The 16,563-nt window shown below is 62.0% G+C and carries 16 protein-coding genes; 2 read left to right on the top strand and 14 right to left on the bottom strand.

Annotation, left to right across the window (positions count from 1 at the left end; translation table 11 throughout):
• Positions 1-82: 82 nt before the first annotated feature.
• The 11 genes from FQV27_RS14050 to FQV27_RS14100 form a co-directional block, all read right to left on the bottom strand.
• Complete coding sequence (locus FQV27_RS14050) at positions 83-1,684, bottom strand: ATP-dependent acyl-CoA ligase (protein ID WP_147099670.1); 1,602 nt, start codon at positions 1,682-1,684, stop codon at positions 83-85.
• Positions 1,681-2,481: an aspartate/glutamate racemase family protein gene (locus tag FQV27_RS14055; protein WP_147099671.1), complete on the bottom strand. Its 801-nt coding sequence runs from the start codon at positions 2,479-2,481 to the stop codon at positions 1,681-1,683. The genes FQV27_RS14050 and FQV27_RS14055 overlap by 4 nt, the downstream gene beginning before the upstream one ends.
• A 4-nt stretch (positions 2,482-2,485) precedes the next feature.
• On the bottom strand, positions 2,486-2,911 hold the full coding sequence (locus FQV27_RS14060; protein ID WP_147099673.1) for an organic hydroperoxide resistance protein: 426 nt from the start codon (positions 2,909-2,911) through the stop codon (positions 2,486-2,488).
• Entirely contained in the window at positions 2,901-3,572 is a 672-nt protein-coding gene (locus tag FQV27_RS14065; protein ID WP_147099675.1) for an EthD family reductase, read from the bottom strand. The genes FQV27_RS14060 and FQV27_RS14065 overlap by 11 nt, the downstream gene beginning before the upstream one ends.
• Before the next feature lie 2 nt (positions 3,573-3,574).
• Positions 3,575-4,885, bottom strand: coding sequence for a TRAP transporter large permease (locus FQV27_RS14070; protein WP_147099677.1), 1,311 nt, complete (start codon positions 4,883-4,885; stop codon positions 3,575-3,577).
• Positions 4,885-5,397: a TRAP transporter small permease gene (locus FQV27_RS14075; RefSeq protein WP_147099679.1), complete on the bottom strand. Its 513-nt coding sequence runs from the start codon at positions 5,395-5,397 to the stop codon at positions 4,885-4,887. The genes FQV27_RS14070 and FQV27_RS14075 overlap by 1 nt, the downstream gene beginning before the upstream one ends.
• A gap of 96 nt (positions 5,398-5,493) precedes the next feature.
• Positions 5,494-6,471, bottom strand: a complete 978-nt coding sequence (dctP, locus tag FQV27_RS14080; RefSeq protein ID WP_147099681.1) for a TRAP transporter substrate-binding protein DctP — start codon at positions 6,469-6,471, stop codon at positions 5,494-5,496.
• Positions 6,472-6,666: 195 nt separating this feature from the next.
• Complete coding sequence (locus FQV27_RS14085) at positions 6,667-7,443, bottom strand: cyclase family protein (protein ID WP_147099682.1); 777 nt, start codon at positions 7,441-7,443, stop codon at positions 6,667-6,669.
• Positions 7,440-8,693: an SDR family NAD(P)-dependent oxidoreductase gene (locus FQV27_RS14090; RefSeq protein WP_147099685.1), complete on the bottom strand. Its 1,254-nt coding sequence runs from the start codon at positions 8,691-8,693 to the stop codon at positions 7,440-7,442. Before FQV27_RS14090 ends, FQV27_RS14085 begins: the two co-directional genes overlap by 4 nt.
• Positions 8,690-9,865, bottom strand: coding sequence for a thiolase family protein (locus FQV27_RS14095; RefSeq protein ID WP_246133112.1), 1,176 nt, complete (start codon positions 9,863-9,865; stop codon positions 8,690-8,692). Before FQV27_RS14095 ends, FQV27_RS14090 begins: the two co-directional genes overlap by 4 nt.
• A gap of 164 nt (positions 9,866-10,029) precedes the next feature.
• Positions 10,030-10,503, bottom strand: a complete 474-nt coding sequence (locus tag FQV27_RS14100) for a MarR family winged helix-turn-helix transcriptional regulator (RefSeq protein WP_147099689.1) — start codon at positions 10,501-10,503, stop codon at positions 10,030-10,032.
• A gap of 335 nt (positions 10,504-10,838) precedes the next feature.
• Between FQV27_RS14100 and FQV27_RS14105 the strand changes: the two genes are divergently transcribed.
• Both FQV27_RS14105 and FQV27_RS14110 read left to right on the top strand, forming a co-directional pair.
• Positions 10,839-12,986, top strand: coding sequence for a thiamine pyrophosphate-dependent enzyme (locus FQV27_RS14105; RefSeq protein WP_147099691.1), 2,148 nt, complete (start codon positions 10,839-10,841; stop codon positions 12,984-12,986).
• Positions 12,983-14,503, top strand: coding sequence for an indolepyruvate oxidoreductase subunit beta family protein (locus FQV27_RS14110; protein ID WP_147099693.1), 1,521 nt, complete (start codon positions 12,983-12,985; stop codon positions 14,501-14,503). The genes FQV27_RS14105 and FQV27_RS14110 overlap by 4 nt, the downstream gene beginning before the upstream one ends.
• Here FQV27_RS14110 and FQV27_RS14115 read toward each other — a convergent pair.
• The 3 genes from FQV27_RS14115 to FQV27_RS14125 form a co-directional block, all read right to left on the bottom strand.
• Complete coding sequence (locus FQV27_RS14115; RefSeq protein ID WP_147099695.1) at positions 14,500-15,642, bottom strand: hypothetical protein; 1,143 nt, start codon at positions 15,640-15,642, stop codon at positions 14,500-14,502. The genes FQV27_RS14110 and FQV27_RS14115 overlap by 4 nt on opposite strands.
• Before the next feature lie 111 nt (positions 15,643-15,753).
• Positions 15,754-16,155 carry a RidA family protein gene (locus FQV27_RS14120; RefSeq protein WP_147099697.1) on the bottom strand — a complete coding sequence of 134 codons (402 nt, stop codon included), beginning with the start codon at positions 16,153-16,155 and terminating at the stop codon, positions 15,754-15,756.
• A complete protein-coding gene (locus FQV27_RS14125; RefSeq protein WP_147099699.1) occupies positions 16,152-16,562 on the bottom strand; it encodes an acyl-CoA thioesterase in 411 nt (136 codons plus the stop codon). The genes FQV27_RS14120 and FQV27_RS14125 overlap by 4 nt, the downstream gene beginning before the upstream one ends.
• Between the last annotated feature and the right edge of the window lies 1 nt (position 16,563).

A 16,563-nucleotide genomic window follows, 5' to 3' on the forward strand; every position in this document is an offset into this window, starting at 1 on the left:
ATTGCCGGTTTCTGTGCCGTCGCGCTGCGCGGTCGACGCGGCCCACGCCAGCCGACGGGCGCAATTCCTCGCCAAAAGCGGGCTAGCGCCGCAGCTTGATCCCCGCTGCCTCGCGGTCCCAGGTCGCATCGCTGACACCGCGTTCGCGCAGCCTGAACTTCTGCACCTTGCCGTTGGCGGTCTTGGGCAGTTCGTCGGTGAATTCGACAAAGCGCGGCACTGCAAAATATGACATCTTGCCCTCGCAGTGACGCAGGATTTCTTCGTGCGTGACCGTGGCCCCGTCGTGAAGGATGATCGTGGTCATCACCTCATCCTCGGCCAATTCGGACGCCACCGGAAAGACCGCGACCTCGGCCACCGCCGGGTGAGAGGCAAGCACCTGTTCGACCTCGTAGGATGAAATATTCTCTCCTCTGCGGCGGATCGCGTCCTTCATCCGGTCAATGAACCGAAACCACCCATCCGGCGCACGAAGCATCCGGTCGCCAGTATGCAGCCACATGTTCTGCCATGCTTCCACGGTCTTTTCGGGCATCCCGAAATAGCCAAGCGACATCGCAAAAGGCTCATCAGCGCGAATCACCAGCTCTCCTGCCTCGCCATCTGGCAGAGGGTTGTCGGCCTCGTCGACAATCCGCACGTCGAAACCGGGAAGCAGAAAGCCGGTCCAGCCGGGCCGGTTTTCGTCCATCCGGCTGCCGATCACGACATTGCTTTCGGTCGCCCCATATGCGTCCAGCAGGACGATCCCGGTGCGCTTTGTGAACGCTTCGGCTGCCGGCGCCGGCACGCCCGGCGCCAGCGCGACGCGGATGCGGTGGCCACGTTCGTCGGGCGAGGCGGGGCGCGACAGAAGCATCGGAACCATCGCGCCAAGGACATAGGTCACGGTCGCGCCCGATTCCGTCATCGCCTTCCAGAACCCCGAGACCGAGAATTTCGGCTCGACCACTTGCTGACAACCATTCAGAAGCGCCTGAAAGAAGCAGTTGAGGGCATTCGTGTGAAACAGGGGCAGGGGCGTGTGCAGCACATCGCCTGCCCGCAGCCCAAGCATGTCGCCGGTGTAAACACCCCACCAGAAGAACTGCGCATGAGGGCAGACGACACCTTTCGACAGCCCCGTCGTGCCGGACGTGTAAAGGATCGTCAGCGGATCGCTTGGCCGGATCGCGCCGGGCGCGGCCTCGGCTTCGGTCACGTGCATCCTTTCCGCGATCAGGCCGGGTTGTTCCGGCAATGACCCCTCGCCAATCACCCACAGCCTTTCCAGCGCAAGCTGATCCAGTTCCAGCCCGTCCAAGGCGTCCAGCAGGCTGTGTTCGATCACCAGCAGCCTCGCGCCGGAATTCGACAGAATATGCTGAAGCTGGAAACCACGCGACGCCGTGTTGATCGGCACCGACACCGCGCCCATCCAGCCGCATCCAAGAAAAATCGGCATGAACTCGGCGCGGTTGCCGCACAGGATCGCGACCCTGTCGCCCTGTTCGATGCCTGCACCAGCAAGCGCCGCAGCATTGCGCGCCGCCGCCTGCCGCGTCTCGCGATAGCTCAGACTGCTGTCGCCGCAGGAAAACAGCGGAGCGTCACCAAGCTGCGCATCACGCTCTATCAGCAGGCGCGGCAATACGCGGTCCGCTGGGGGAAATTCTGCCTTCAGTTTGTCGATCCGGTTCACTGCGGTGGCTCCTTTGCGGTCGCGTGCCGCACCAGCAAAGCGCGGAAATCGGCAATCGCCTGCTGGCCAGCATGGGCGCAAAACGCCCCTCGATTGGGACCGAGCCCGCTTATCCGGTGCAGCCTGACCTGCATTTCCGCGTGCAAAAGCGCGACCGCGACACAATTGACGACGGGGGCATGATCGACGCAAAGCCCTTTTTCGGCGCTGATAAGCAACCCCGGCAGCACGCCGGCCGGCACGACAACGTCACACCCCGCAGCGACCATCGGGGCGGCGATACCCTGCAGCGCCGCGATCATGCTGTCGCGGGCCGCGCTGTCACCACGAAAAGCGCCCGCGAAATCTTGCGGCGCGAGGTTCAGCGCCGCGATATGCGTCACCCGCCCACCAAGCCCGTAAAGATCGGCCTGCTCGTGATGCAGATGCCGGAAAGTCTGGTCGAGCGTCACAAGCCCGATCTGGCGACCAAGCTGGGCTGCCATGTGCAAGCTTGCCTCGCCCACACCGATCACGGGAATCGAGACAGCGGATTTCAGTTCCATCAGGCCGGGGTCCTGAAAATGACCAAGGACGACCGCGTCAAAGCCCTCTGCCTCCGCATCAAGCGCCTGGTCGATGGCCTGAATGGCGCAACGAAACTCTGACAGCCGGCTGAAATCGCGGTCCGGCGGAGATATCCCGCGCAGCAAAACCTCGGTCCCCGGCGACGCGATCTCGTTCAGATAGGCCGAAAGCCGCGCCATGTAATCCGGGTTCGACTGCGCGTCTATGAAGCTTTGCCACCAGATGCGCATCGGGTCAGGCCAGTGTCAGTTTCACGTCGATATTCCCGCGCGTGGCGTTGGAATACGGGCAGGTCCGGTGCGCCTGTTCGATCAGCGACTGCGCCGTGTCGCGGTCCATGCCGGGCAGATCGACGATCAGTTCGACCGCCAGCCCATACCCGGTTTCGACCTTGCCGATACCGACCTTGGCCGTGACCTGCACATCTTCCGGCACCGGCTGTTTCGCTTGCCGGCCCGCCACTTTAAGCGCGCCGATAAAACAGGCGGAATATCCGGCGGCAAACAGCTCTTCCGGGTTGGTGCCCTCGCCCCCCGGTCCGCCCAGTGCCTCAGGAACGGTCAACTTCAGCGGGAAGCTTCCATCTGGTCGGTTCGAGCGTCCGTCGCGACCGGCGGTCGAAACCATTTCGGCGGTGTAGATCAGCGTTTCAGGCGACATCTGAGGACTCCTTTCTGGCCGGGACGATTTGCCCGGTCTGCATGGCGAAATGAAATACGCCGCCACGATATGGCGGGTATTCGGCGACGTCCGCACGCATCTCGTCGCGCACGGACGAGCGCAGCGCGGCGGCAAGCGCGGACAGGCTGTCGAAGGCCACGCGGTTGCGTTGCATGTGATTTGCCTGCGGGAACGGCAGTGCCGACACGTGATCAATCGGGGTCAGCATCTCCATCTCTCGCAGCGCGGGCAGTTTCTGCATCAGCGGAATATGGTGGCTGGCGTAGTGGTCCAGCCAATCGCTCGCGCTAAGCGCGGGGCCGGGATAGTGGACGAGGTAGGACACGCGGCCAGCCGGTTCCGGCGTCACGTATCGGCGCAGACGGAAAGCTTGCTGGCTGGCAGGTTCCATCCCGCTCAGCAATTCAGGAAACACCTGCAGGTCGCCCTCCGCCGCGCAGGCAGCCTGCAGCGAAGCCAGCGCGTCGAATTCCAGTTGCAGCACAAGGGCGGGCGCTCTCGCCTCCTGTTCCGGCCAGTCGGCGGGCCGGTGCAGCAGGGCACGCCGCAGACCCGGCACCGACGCAAGAACCGCCGAAAGCCGCGTCGTCGTTAGCTGCGCCGCATCGCCATCCCATGTGAGTATCAGCGCGACCGTCATGCTCAAATCAGGCTCGGCAGCCACAGCGCAAGCTGCGGGAAGGCCACCACCAACGCGATCAGCACCAGTGTCAGCAGCACATATGGCAGCGCCGCCAGCGCAACCGTCGCAAGCTTCATATCCCCGCCAGAGGCCCCCAGCACAACATAAAGCAACAGCCCGAAGGGCGGCGTCGCCAGCCCGACCTCGATCGCGAGCAAAAGGATCAGGCCGAGCCAGACTGTATCGAAACCGTATTGCGCAGCGAAGGGCATGAAGATCGGAAGTGTAATCAGCATCATCGAAACCTGATCCATGAACATCCCCAGGATCAGAAGCGTGAACACCATCAGCAGAATGATCCCGTAACGCCCCAGATCAAGCGAGATCACCGACTGGATAAACCCGTTCGACGCGCCCGAGAACGCGAAGACCTGCGAAAACGTCATCGAGGCCGAAATGATAAGGAACGTCATGCCGGTCACTTTCATCGCATCGTCCAGCGACCGCCAGACGACGCCCCAGCTGAACTTGCGGTATATGACCAGCAGCAGACAGACCCCGGCGCATCCAAGGGCCGCGGATTCTGTGGGCGTGGCGATGCCCATGATGATGGTGCCGACGACCGTAAAGACCAGAAAGGACATCGGAACGATATTGACCATCACGGCCTTCAGCTTCTGGCGACCCGCGATCTGCGGCACGGGATATTGCGGCGCGGCGTCCGGGTCGATACGCGTCTGAAACCAGATCAGGCCGCAGAACATCGTCGTCAGCACAAGCCCCGGCATGATCCCCGCGATCAGAAGCGCGCCGACATCTATCTGCGCGAGAGAGCCCAGAAGCACCGCCAGCGTCGAGGGCGGGATGATGACCGCAAGGTTCCCCGCGCCCAGAACAGGCCCGTAAGCCATATGCGGCTTGTATCTTCGCTTTGTCATCTCTGGCGCCATCAGCGATGACATCATGCCGGCATTTGCCAGGCTCGACCCCGACAATGCCGCAAAGATCGCGCCCGCCCCAAGGACGACATAGGACAGCCGCCCGCGCAGGTTCCCGACGACAAGATCAAGCGCGTGGATCACCCGCTCGCCCAGCCCCGACCGGAAATACAGGCTGCCCATCACCAGAAACATCGGCAAGGGCGCCAAGGCATATGTGCCAACCGCCTCCGAGAAGTTGGACACCATCTGTTCAATCCCGCGGACGCCGCCAAAAAACAGCATGAGGCCCGCGATATTGGTCGCGAAGAACGCAAAGGCTACTGGCAGACCCAGCCCCATAAGCGTGATGACCGTCCCGACCAGCACCGCGAAGGGATAAAGCCAGTCCATCACAGCCCCTCGGCATCCAGTGGCCCGGCATCATAGATCGAGACGGGCGCAAGCAGAAAGCGCAGCCATTCGACGGCCGAAAGTGCGAAGCCAAGAAAAACAGGCAGATAGATCGCCCATTTCGGCATGTCAAAAGTGCGGCTTTCAAAGCTGCGCTTCGCGATTGCCGCCATCATCTGATCGAAGGCGACATAGCCAAGATAAAGGCAAAGCCCGAGGCAGGTGAGGTAAACCAATGTCTCCAGCAAGCGCTGCGCCTTCGGTGGGAACAACGCGCGCAGGAAGGTTACGAAGACATGACCCCTGATGCGGACCAGCCAGGGCATCGACAGAAAGGTGATGTAAAGCAGGCTGTATTCCGTCGCCGATATCGCCCAGGTCATGGCGCGCAAACCGAAGTTTCGCGCCGCCACATCGGCAATGACCAGAAGGATTACCACCCCGATCATCACCTTCGCCACCGAAACCAGAAGCCAGGACAGGTAGCCCGTGTATTCGAAAAGCCGGTCCAAGATATGCCCTCTTACTGGCGAAGGGTTTGCTCCCTCGGCCCTGCCTCAGTCGCCCGGCCGCGGAATGCCGCGACCCACAGCCCGGCCCGGCAAGGCTTAATTGAACAGATCGCGAAGCTGATCGACATGGGCGGGGTCGCGTGCAGTCATGCGGTCCCAGCTTGACTTTGCGGCCGCGTCAAGAAACTTCTGCCGCCCCTCGCCGGTCATTTCGACAACCTGCATCCCCTCCTGTTCAAGCAGGGCACGCGTCTCCTCATCCTCCTTGCGGATGGCATCCGAGCTTTCGCGTTCGAATTCCTGCGCCACTTCGGTCAGCAACGCCTTCGATTCATCCGTAAGGTCGTTCCACGCGTCGAGATTCATCGAGATCAGCACGTCCATCCCGAAAAAGCCGGGATCGACGCGGTAGCGCGTGAACTTGTCCCAGCCGAAAGCTTTGTATCCGATGGAGGGATAGGCCAGCCCGTTAATCATCCCGCGTTCCAGCGCGGTGTAGGTATCACCCATCGGCATCACCACCGCCTGCGCGCCGATGCTGTCGAAGAATTGCTTGTAAAGCGGCGATGCGCGCAGAACCAACCCGTTGAAATCCAGCATTCCGTCCGGCTGCAGCTTCGGTTCGTCCACCGTCCAGATATGGAAGCCGACGCCGGTATCGACCCAGGCGAGAAGCTTTGCATTGCCCTTTTCCTGATAGATCTGGTCAATGGCGTCCCAGCCGCCATTCTCTCGTGCTTCCCACGGCGTGACCGTCGCAGCCGAGAATGCGTCGCCTTCGGGCACGATTTCCAGATAGAGACCGGCCGGATTGTTGATCATGTCGATCAGGCCGGACTGCTGCGCCGCGCCAAGCTGGGTGTTCGGAATGACTTCGGGGCCGCCGCGCACGTCGATCTGGACGATCCCCTTGCCGCGCTCGTTCACCTTGTCGACGAAGCGCAGAAAGCTTTGCGCAAAGCCGACCTGGGTCGGCGTGAAGTGAACGGCGTTGATGCGATCCTCGGCCCGCGCGGGCAGACAAAGGGTAGCGCCCGCTATGGCTGCGACGGCGATGGTTTTCCAAAAGTTCATCCGACTTCCCCCTGTCGATGGATCTGCTGGCCCACTCCTTTAATCCTACACATGATTAATCATGAAATACAACTTCAAACTTAAAATATTTGGTTTGATAGCATTCTTCTGCCTGCGTTTCGGGCAACCTCGGCTGACCCCATGCAAGCCGAGGGACCGAATCGGTCCGGCGACCGAGTATCGCATCTTTTCTGGCTATTGGCGCTCGATCAGCGCCATGACCCGAAGCGGGCTGCCGGTGCCGCCCTTGATCTTCAGGGGTGCGGCGATCAGCATAGCACCAGTTGGTGGCAGCAGATCGAGGTTGCACAGGCATTGCAGCCCGTATTTGCCAGCCCCGTGAAGTGTGAAATGCGCGGGGTAGGGCGGTGTGTAATGCCCGCCCTGCCCGGCATCGGTTCCCACTGTTTCTGTCCCGAAACCGCGAATGTCGCGGTCATGGACCAGCAACCTGATCGCATCGGGAGTCGGTCCCGGCGAATGCGCGCCATCCTCGCGCAGGTTCAGATATGACGCGCCGCTTCGCTTTGACCAATCGGTGCGCATCAGCACCCAGGCGCCGACGGGGATACGGCCATGTTCGGCTTCCCACCCTTCGATTATGGCCGGGGTAAGCTCAAAATCATCATCCCTTTGCGCACCGGCGGAACAGTCGATGACAACGACCGGGCCGACAAACATCGCCGGGTCGATCTCGTCCACTGCGCCATTCGGGACGTCACGCCCGGAAATCCAGTGGATCGGCGCGTCGAAATGGGTGCCGGTATGCTCGCTCATGCTGATATTGTGCCATTTCCATGCCGGGCCGCGATGGTCGTAGGCGCTGATTTCTTCCATCCGGAACCGGGCGCATTGGCCGAATTCGGGGGGCAGCACGATGACGGGAAAGTCCTGGTCCAGCCTGTGGGTCAGGTCCACAACCTGCACCGCGCCCGAACGAAGCGCCGCTGACAGATCGGAAAGTACGCTCATGATCCTCCTCCCATCGTCATTTCGCGTTCCAGCACCTTGGGACCGGCGCGAAAACGCTCAACCAGTTCTTTCGCCACATCGCCGCAAAAGACGTCCTCCAGCCCGTCCTGCAGTCCGCGCACCAGATCGGCGGCTATCGCCTTCGGTGTCACCTTTGGCGGTGGCAGCGGCTGGTGCCAGTCGTCGTCGGTCGGGCCGACAAACAGGTTCATCACCCGCAAGCCGCTGGCCCGGAACTCTGATCGCAGACATTGGCTGAGCGAGAGCGCCGCTGCCTGTGACGCCGCGAAGCTGCCGTAATCGGGCAGGCTGACAAGTGCATGCGCCGAAAGGACATTGACGAAGGCGACGGCAGAGTTGACGCCATCGGCGGTGCGCGCGCACATGCCGGGACCGAAAGCCTGCGCCAGACGCATCAGGCCAAGCGCATTCACCTCCATCTCCTGCGCCGCGAACGCCGTGTCCCCGCGCGACAGCACCCCGCCGGGCCGGATGAAGCGCGCGTTATTGATCAGAATATCGACCTTTCCGCCAATCTCTCCGGCCAGTTCCTGAACGCTTGCGGTATCGGTCACATCCAGCGGCAGGATGCTGACGCCAGGCAGGTCCAAAAGCGCAGCCTGAACAGGATTCGGACGCCAGCGTTCCGCCTCTCCCACGAATATCGTGGTCGCACCGGCGCGGCCAAGCGCCGCCGCAATCGCGGGTGCATTGGGGTTGCGACCGTCGGCGATCAGCACCCGCCGCAGTTTCGGGTCAGAGGTCAAAACGCGCATCTCGGGATCGTCCTGCATATCCGGTGTCGGGTGTTCCGGCATGGCGATCAGGACACCCTGCCCCGACCGGTCCAGCCTGTTCAAAAGCCGCACCCGCGCATGCGGCGCGACATCGCCGTGAATGTGACAGATGATGACTGGACCCACGTCCAGCCTGACAGTGCCGGTGCGCCACGGCGCACGTTCCCTGAAATAAAGGTTGGTCGAGGTCCGGACAGTCGTTTCTGCCAGCAGCTTGCCATTGGGCGAGACATCCTGCCAGCGCAGATCGGGCGACAGGCACCCGACGCAGGCGTCACGCGCCGGATACTGAGGCGCACCGCATTCAGCGCAGGCCTGAAGCGCAAAGCGCCCTTCCGAAGCTGCGGCGGTCATCCCCATCGCCGCCCGGCTGCGCATCGCCGGCGGCAGCGTTGGCGAGACGGTGCGCTTTTCCGGGTTCTTGCGTGGCGGCGGCGTCAGCGGTGTGGTCATGGCCCGGCCCCCTTCAGAATGGCTGCACCTGTGCACAGCCCCCGGTCGTAGTTGATCATCCCGAAGCCTGACACCATTGCCGTGCGCGCGCCTGCCACCTGCGTGCCCTCGGCGCGGCCTGTGACCTGCCGGATCGCCTCGACCAGTCCAATGAACCCGCCCGCGGCACCGGCCTGTCCCCCGGACAACTGACCGCCCGAGGTATTGTGCGGGAAGTCGCCCGAAATCGTCAGGTCGCGGCTTCGCAGAAACTGCGGACCTTCGCCCTTTGCGCAGAAGCCAAGATCCTCGATCTGCATGAGCGAGATCACCGGGTAGTCGTCATAGGTTTGCAGCAGGTCGATATCCTGCGGTGTGCAGCCGGCCATTTCGTAAAGCTCGCCTGCATCAATCGTCCAGCCGCCGCGAAGCTGGACCGGATCGTCCGCATGGGCGTTGTGCCGCTCGATTGCGCCGGCAAGGGTCGCATAGGGCAGGGCGCGCCGCTCTGCCTCCTCGACGGTCATGACCAGAAACGCCTCTGCGCCCGCGCATGGCATTACGCAATCGAACAAGGCAATCGGGTCTGCAATCGGGCGAGCGTCAAGATATTGCTGCATGCTCAGCGGCTTTTTCATGATTGCGCGCGGATTTTTCAGCGCATTCGCGCGCTGAGAAACGGCAATGCGCCCGAAATCCTCTCGGGTGGCACCATATTCGTGCATATAGCGGTCGGTCAGAAGCGCGAAATTCGCGTTCGGGCCGCCATAGCCGTAGGGATAGGCTGCATCCATCGCAAAGCGCGAGAAGCTGGAAAGCAGCTGCCGAAAGCTGTCGATATGGTTGGTGTCGCCCGCCACGCAGGCCACGATATCAGCATCGCCAGCCTGAACAGCCCGCGCCGCCCTGCGCATCGCGACGATGCCAGCCGCGCCGCCCATCGGAATATGATCGAGCCAGCGCGGTGAAAGACCCAGATGCTGGGTCAGCCCGACTGCCGTATCGGGAAACAGGGTGAAGCTGGCAAGGCAAAGCCCGTCCAGATCCGCCTTTTGCAGCCCCGCCGATTGCAGCGACGTCCGCAGCGCCTGCGCGATCCACCAATGCGCGCTTTCGATAGAGTAACGCCGATAAGGAACCGAGGCCGGCGCGACCAGTGCCACACCATCATATGATTGGCGTGACCGTTTCACCGGACCGGTCCACATCCATCTGCAACGGGTAATCTCATCGACGCCCCTCCTCGCCCGGCGCGGCATCGCGCGCGCCATTTAGATGATTATTCATATGAATTGCCGCGTGGCAAGTTTTTTGATGCTACCCCGAAAGGCGATCCGGCCATAGCCCGCCCGAAAGATCAGCGCGCCGACGCCGCTGCGACATTGCGCAGATTGCCCAGAACATGCCGCAGCGCGCCCAGGAATGCGGTCCGTTCCTCGGGCGGAAGACCAGCCGTCATGGAATCGTTGAGCTGCGATATTTCCGGTTCGATCCTTTCGAAGATCCGGCGTCCGGCGTCGGTCAGGCTGACAAGCCGCAGGCGACTGTCCTCTGCCCCGACCTGACGTTCGACAAAGCCCTGCTTGTCCAGACTTTCCAGCGCGCGGCTCATCGTGGGCTGCTCGGCGATCGCATAGCTGCAAAGCTCGCTGACCGTAAGCTGGCCGTAAATCCGCAACGAGATGATAACCCGCATCTTCAGCGTCGAGACCCCGACCGATCGCAGGCGGGACTGCAGAATCTGATGATACTGGTGAACGATATGATTAAGCAGGAAGGACGGCATTCCTTCCAGTTCCAGTTCTGTGACCTGTTCATGATGTTCAGGCATTTCCGGCTCATTCGTTCATACGGGATGCAAAGTTTCGGCCCTTTCGTAACGCCGATGGCCGGATGACGCCATAGCTGAATCCGTCCCGCCGACGCGTTCGGCATAATTTTTCAACCGCATTTCATGTTGTTACAGGAAGCGAACCTGTCTGAGGCCCGGCACGACGAAGCGACACGCCAAGGCACCGGGAACAGAATTCTTGCTTTTTACATGACTTATCATATAATAATGCAACCGGCCTTTGTCGCGCCGGGTCGGAGGAACCGGAACACCGGCCATACGCCCCGAGAAATCCGCGAGATCGACAATGGCTGCCACGACCTCGGGGAAATGCGATGGCTGAACGTTCTTTCAAGGCTGAAGTCGAACATCTGAAGCTCGGTGCAGGCCAGAAGTTTACCGGAGAAGGCATTCTGGCGATCACCAAGGCGCTTCTGGAATCCGGTGTCGGCTATGTGGGGGGCTATCAGGGCGCGCCGATTTCGCATCTGATGGATGTGCTGGCGGATGCTCAGGATTTGCTGTCCGATCTTGGCATCCGGTTCGAGGCGAATGCCAACGAAGCAGCCGCCGCCGCCATGCTTTCGGCATCTGTTCATTACCCGATCCGGGGTGCCGTGACCTTCAAGGGTCCGGTCGGGGTCAATGTCGCATCCGACGCGCTTGCCAATTTGTCATCCTCGGGCGTCACGGGCGGCGCGCTGGTGATCGTCGGGGAAGATTATGGCGAAGGCTCCTCGATCATGCAGGAACGCAGCCATGCCTTCGCGATGAAATCGCAGTTCTGGCTTCTTGATCCCCGGCCCAATCTGCCATCCATCGTCAAGGCTGTTTCCGACGGGTTCGACCTGTCCGAGGCGTCGAATACTCCGGTCATGCTGACCGTGCGCATCCGCGCCTGCCATGTCACCGGCACCTTTACCTGCCGCGACAACCGGCGACCCGAACTTACCGTCGAAGAAGGCGTCGCTGCGCCAAGGTCAGATTTCTCGCGCGTCGTGCTGCCGCCTGCATCCTATCGGCACGAGCAGGACAAGATCGAACGCCGCTGGCCTGCGGCAGAGCGGTTCATCCGCGAGCGACATCTGAACGAGATATTCGGCCCGGCAACGGCACCGGTCGGCATTGTGATGCAAGGGGGAATGTATAACGGCACCATCCGCGCGCTTCAGCAATTGGGGCTGGCCGATATTCACGGCGATTCCGAAATCCCGCTTTATGTTCTGAACGTCACCTATCCCTTGGTCGCGGATGAGTTTGCAGATTTCTGCGCCGGCAAGACGTCAATTCTTGTGATCGAGGAGGGTCAGCCGGAATTCATCGAAACCCAGCTTGGCAGCTTCCTTTACCGCGCCACTTCTGAGGTCCGGCTGCATGGCAAGGATGTGTTTCCGATGGCTGGCGAATATACCGGCGCCGTCATGCGCGACGGTATCGCCGCCTTCCTGAAAGACGCCGCGCCGCAGATCCTGCCCGATACGGTGCGCGCGCCGAATACCGAGGCGCTGGAAATCCCTGACCTGTCGGAAACCGTGCCCATCCGTCCGCCCGGCTTTTGCACCGGCTGCCCTGAACGCCCCATTTTCGCCGCCATGAAGCTGGTCGAGAAAGAGTTGGGCAAGCACCAGATCGCCGGCGATATCGGCTGCCATCTTTTCGCCGCCCTGCCACCGTTCGAGATCGGCGGCGCGACGATGGGATACGGGCTTGGCCCGGCGGCGAACGGGGCCTTTGACGGCGGCGGCGACAAGCGACCCATCGCAATCATCGGTGACGGCGGCTTCTGGCATAACGGCCTCAGTTCTTCATTCGGGAACATGGCGTTCAACAAATCCGACGGGTTGGCAATCGTCGTGGACAATTTCTATGCGGCGGCGACAGGGGGGCAGGACGTCATGTCCTCGCGCGCGGCAAGCAAGACCAAATCGACAAGGAACCCCATTGGCAGGGCCTTGCGTGGAATTGGTATCGACTGGGTGCGCCAGATCGACCGGACCTATGATGTCGGCAAGATGCGCGACACGATACGCGAGGCGCTGACGACCGCCGAAAAGGGCCCGAAAGTCATCGTTGCCTCGTCCGAATGCATGCTGAACCGGCAGCGCCGGGAAAAGCCGCTGCGCAATGCCGCGATCCGAGAAGGCAGGCGTGTCGATGTGCCGCGTTTCGGCGTGGATGAAAGCGTCTGCACGGGCGATCACGCCTGCATGCGGCTGTCCGGGTGCCCTTCGCTGTCGCTGAAGAAGCTGGACGATCCTCTGCGCGACGATCCTGTTGCCAGCATCGACCAAAGCTGCGTCGGCTGCGGCAATTGCGGCGAGGTCGCCGATGCCGCCATCCTGTGCCCCAGCTTCTATCGCGCGGATGTCATCCATAATCCGGGGCCGGTCGAACAGCGACTCGCCCGATTCCGGGGCCGTATCACCAGCTATCTCAGCGCGCGACGCGCGAAGCGCCGGTTGGATCTGGGGGTTTCGCCATGAATGCGCCGATCCGTCCGATGCGGTCTGATGATGCTGCAGGCGGGATCATCAAACTGGCGATCCTTGCCGTGGGCGGGCAGGGCGGCGGCGTTCTGACAAACTGGATAGAAGCGCTTGCCCGCGCAAATGGCCACGAGGCGCAGGCAACCAGCGTGGCTGGCGTCGCGCAGCGCACCGGCGCGACGGTTTATTACGTCGAGATGGCACCTGCGGGCGAAAAGGAGACGGTCTTTTCCCTGATGCCCGCCGCTGGCGACGTGGATATCATGATAACCGCCGAACTGATGGAAGCCGGGCGCGCCATCATGCGCGGCTTCGTCACACCGGACCGGACCACGCTCATCACCTCGACACATCGCGCGCTCGCGGTATCCGAAAAGATGGTGCCTGGCGACGGCATCGCATCATCGGAAGAAGTGCTGGCCGCCGCCGAGATTGCCGCACGCCGTGTCATCCATGCTGATTTCGACGCGCTCGCCATCGCAAGCGGCTCTGTCATCTCTGCGACTCTGTTTGGCGCACTTGCCGGCTCCGGCGCGCTTCCCTTCCGGCGTGAGGCGTTCGAGGACGCGATCCGCGCCGGTGGAAAAGGGGTAGAGCCAAGCCTGCGCGCTTTTGCGGTCGGCCTTGACGCTGCCAGAAGCGGCACCGACGCAACGCCACCAGAAACGCTAGACGCTCCATACCGGGTCAGCGGGCCGGAAAAGCTGCTTGCCGAATGGGCGCATCTTCAGGACCGGCTCGGCGTCTCGCCGGCGCCGGCCCGCGATATTGCCGATGCCGGTCTGCGCAAGGTGGTCGATTTTCAGGACATCGCCTATGGCCGCGAATATCTGGATCGTCTGGATGTGATCGCGGCGCAGGACAGCGGCGACGGCAACCTGACACGAGAGGCGGCGAAATACATTGCCAACGCCATGGCCTATGACGACCTGATCCGCGTCGCCGATGCCAAGACCCGCGCCGGCCGCACCGCGCGCATCGCGCAGGATATGCGCCTGACCGGCGGGCAACTGATGCAGGTAACAGAATTCATGCATCCCCGCGCAGAGGAAATCGTCTCGATCCTGCCGGCAAGAATGGGCGCACGCTGGCAACAGAACCCGTCGCGGATGAAGCTGATCGACCGGCTGTTCAATCGCGGTCGGCGCATCCGCAGCGACGGGATCATCGGGTTTTCGATGCTGTATCTCCTTGGTGGCATGAAGGGCTGGCGACGCCGCACCCTGCGGCACGCTCAGGAAATGGCGCATATCGACGCCTGGCTTGCGCGCGTGCAGTCTGCGCCTGAACCCGTCGCGATCGAGCTTCTGCGAAACCAGCGCCTCATCAAGGGCTATTCCGACACCCATGCCCGCGGTCAGTCGAAATTCGCCCGCGTGATGGAGGGTGCGCGCCTGGTCGAGCATCGCGAGGACGCCGCCGACTGGATACGCCGCCTGCGCGAGGCGGCGCTGCAGGACGAGGAAGGCAAGGCGCTGGATGGCGCGCTGCAGACGGTGAAAAGCTTCGCCTAAGGCAGGGGTTCCAGCGTCGCCAGCGCGTCATAGGAATGAGCCAGCAGGCAGTCCTTCGCAAAGACCGGATTGGCCGCGTCGCCACCCTTGGTCACGACCAGACCGCGTTTGAAGCTGGCGTTGGGATAGGGGCTGTCAGGGTCCGACCGGATCAAGTCGCCCGCATCGTCGGACGGTTCATAACTGTAAAAGGCGGTATAGGTGTAATCCCCGCTGTCAAAGCTGATCTCGCCAAAGCGGCTTGGGCCTGCGCCGTTTTCCGGCAGGATGCGAAGCTTGTCCAAGTCCCGGTCCAGAACCAGTTCTGCCGCGCCGTTCAGCGGGCCATAGCTGTAGCGCATCCCCGTTTCGGTTCGGCTGATCGTCACCGCATGGGTGCCGCCTTCAAGCCGGCAATAAAACACCGTGTCGGTCGGGACGCGGTCCACCTGCGCCGGGTCTTCTTCGATGTCGGCATCGCGACGCTTTCCTGACGGGGTCGGCGTGCAGTAATAGTCCAGCAGGTCGGGATTATCCGGCACCTTGCCAACGGGCAGCGGCTCGGCGATGCCGCCTTGCATGGCAGCGCTTATGTCACATGCAAATCCATCCCCGCCAGATGGCGGTATCGCGAAAGGATCTATCTCGACCTGAAAGGAAAGCGTCCGGTTGGCGGCGGTATAAAGCTGCAAAAGCTGTCCGGCACCGTTACGGCTGGCAGCGACGATATAGCCGTCGCGATCCCGGCTTAGGGAATGACCATAGATCAATTCCGGCTGCATGAACTGTCCGCTGTCGGGGTTCTGGAAGAATATACCAAACACCCCATTGACCATGCCGACGCGCACGAATGTCACCAGATCAAGCCAGCCGTCCTGATCCACGTCGATCAGATCGGGCAGATAGCTTGCCGTCAGCACCGCGCCTTCGGGCGTCTGTTCCAGCGTGGCATCCTGAAAATCATCCTGCACCTGCCGCCATATCACTGTATGCAACTGGCCCCGCTCGACCCAACTGATGGTGCAATCCGGCCCGCTGAGGAAAGTCGGACCTTCGGTCGGTTCGGCCGTTGTGCAATCCTGCACGGCAAGCGCGGGTGCGGCGAGACTGGTTAAGAATGCAGCGGCCAAAACCGCCGCGAAATGGCGAAAGGAAAACAAGGTAACTCCCCGACAGACACAACGCCTTCCAGCTTAGTCAAATCGTGTCGGCAGGCAATTCAAACCGGCCTGTTGGCGATTCGCCCGGGCAGCATCTGACGCTGCCTTCATTCATACCTTGCGGATATAGGCCGTCGCCTCGATCTCGATCAGGGCCTCGTCCTCGATCAGGTCCTTGATGACCAGCATCGACATGGCCGGAAAATGGCGGCCCATGACGCGGCGATAAGCCTCTCCGACCTCGCGCTGGCGGGACAGGTATTCGCCCTTGTCCTTCACGAACCATGTCAGGCGGCCAATGTCGGTCACTTCGCCGCCCGCCGCGCGGACCACATCGGCGATATTCGTCAGTGTCTGTTCCATCTGGCCGATGAAATCGTGGGTCTCGAACACCTTGTCGCGGTTCCAGCCGATCTGCCCACCGATATGCAGCGTGCCATCTGGCATGAGCATGCCATTGGCGTATCCAAGCGCGGGCGCCCAGCCGTCCGGGTGAATCGTCTCTGGCTTCATGCCGTCCCCTCCATGATGTCGCTGACTGTCTTGCGCACGGCATCCGGCCAGCTGCGCGGCTTGCCGTCATTGCCGATGCAGACGATGACCTGATCGACGGTGAAGCGCGTCACACCTTCGCCATGCGCGACGATTGTCAGGCCCATGCTGGACCGGCCCAGCTTGTCGATGGTGATGTCCAGCCGGATCTGTTCGCCAAGGCGGCAGGGTGCCTTGAAGTCGATGTTCAGCCGGGCCGTCGGCACGCCGCCCACCTTCACGATTTCCGCGAAGGACCAGCGAAGGCAGTCGCCGAACAACGCCTCGACCGCGTCATTGATGATTTCGACATAGCGGGGGTAGAAGCCGATCCCCGCCGGGTCGCAATGCTTGAACAGGATTTTCTGGGGAAAGGTGAAATGCGCCATC

The organism is Paracoccus aurantiacus (assembly GCF_007993065.1).
In the GTDB taxonomy this organism is placed as follows: Bacteria; Pseudomonadota; Alphaproteobacteria; order Rhodobacterales; family Rhodobacteraceae; genus Paracoccus; species Paracoccus aurantiacus.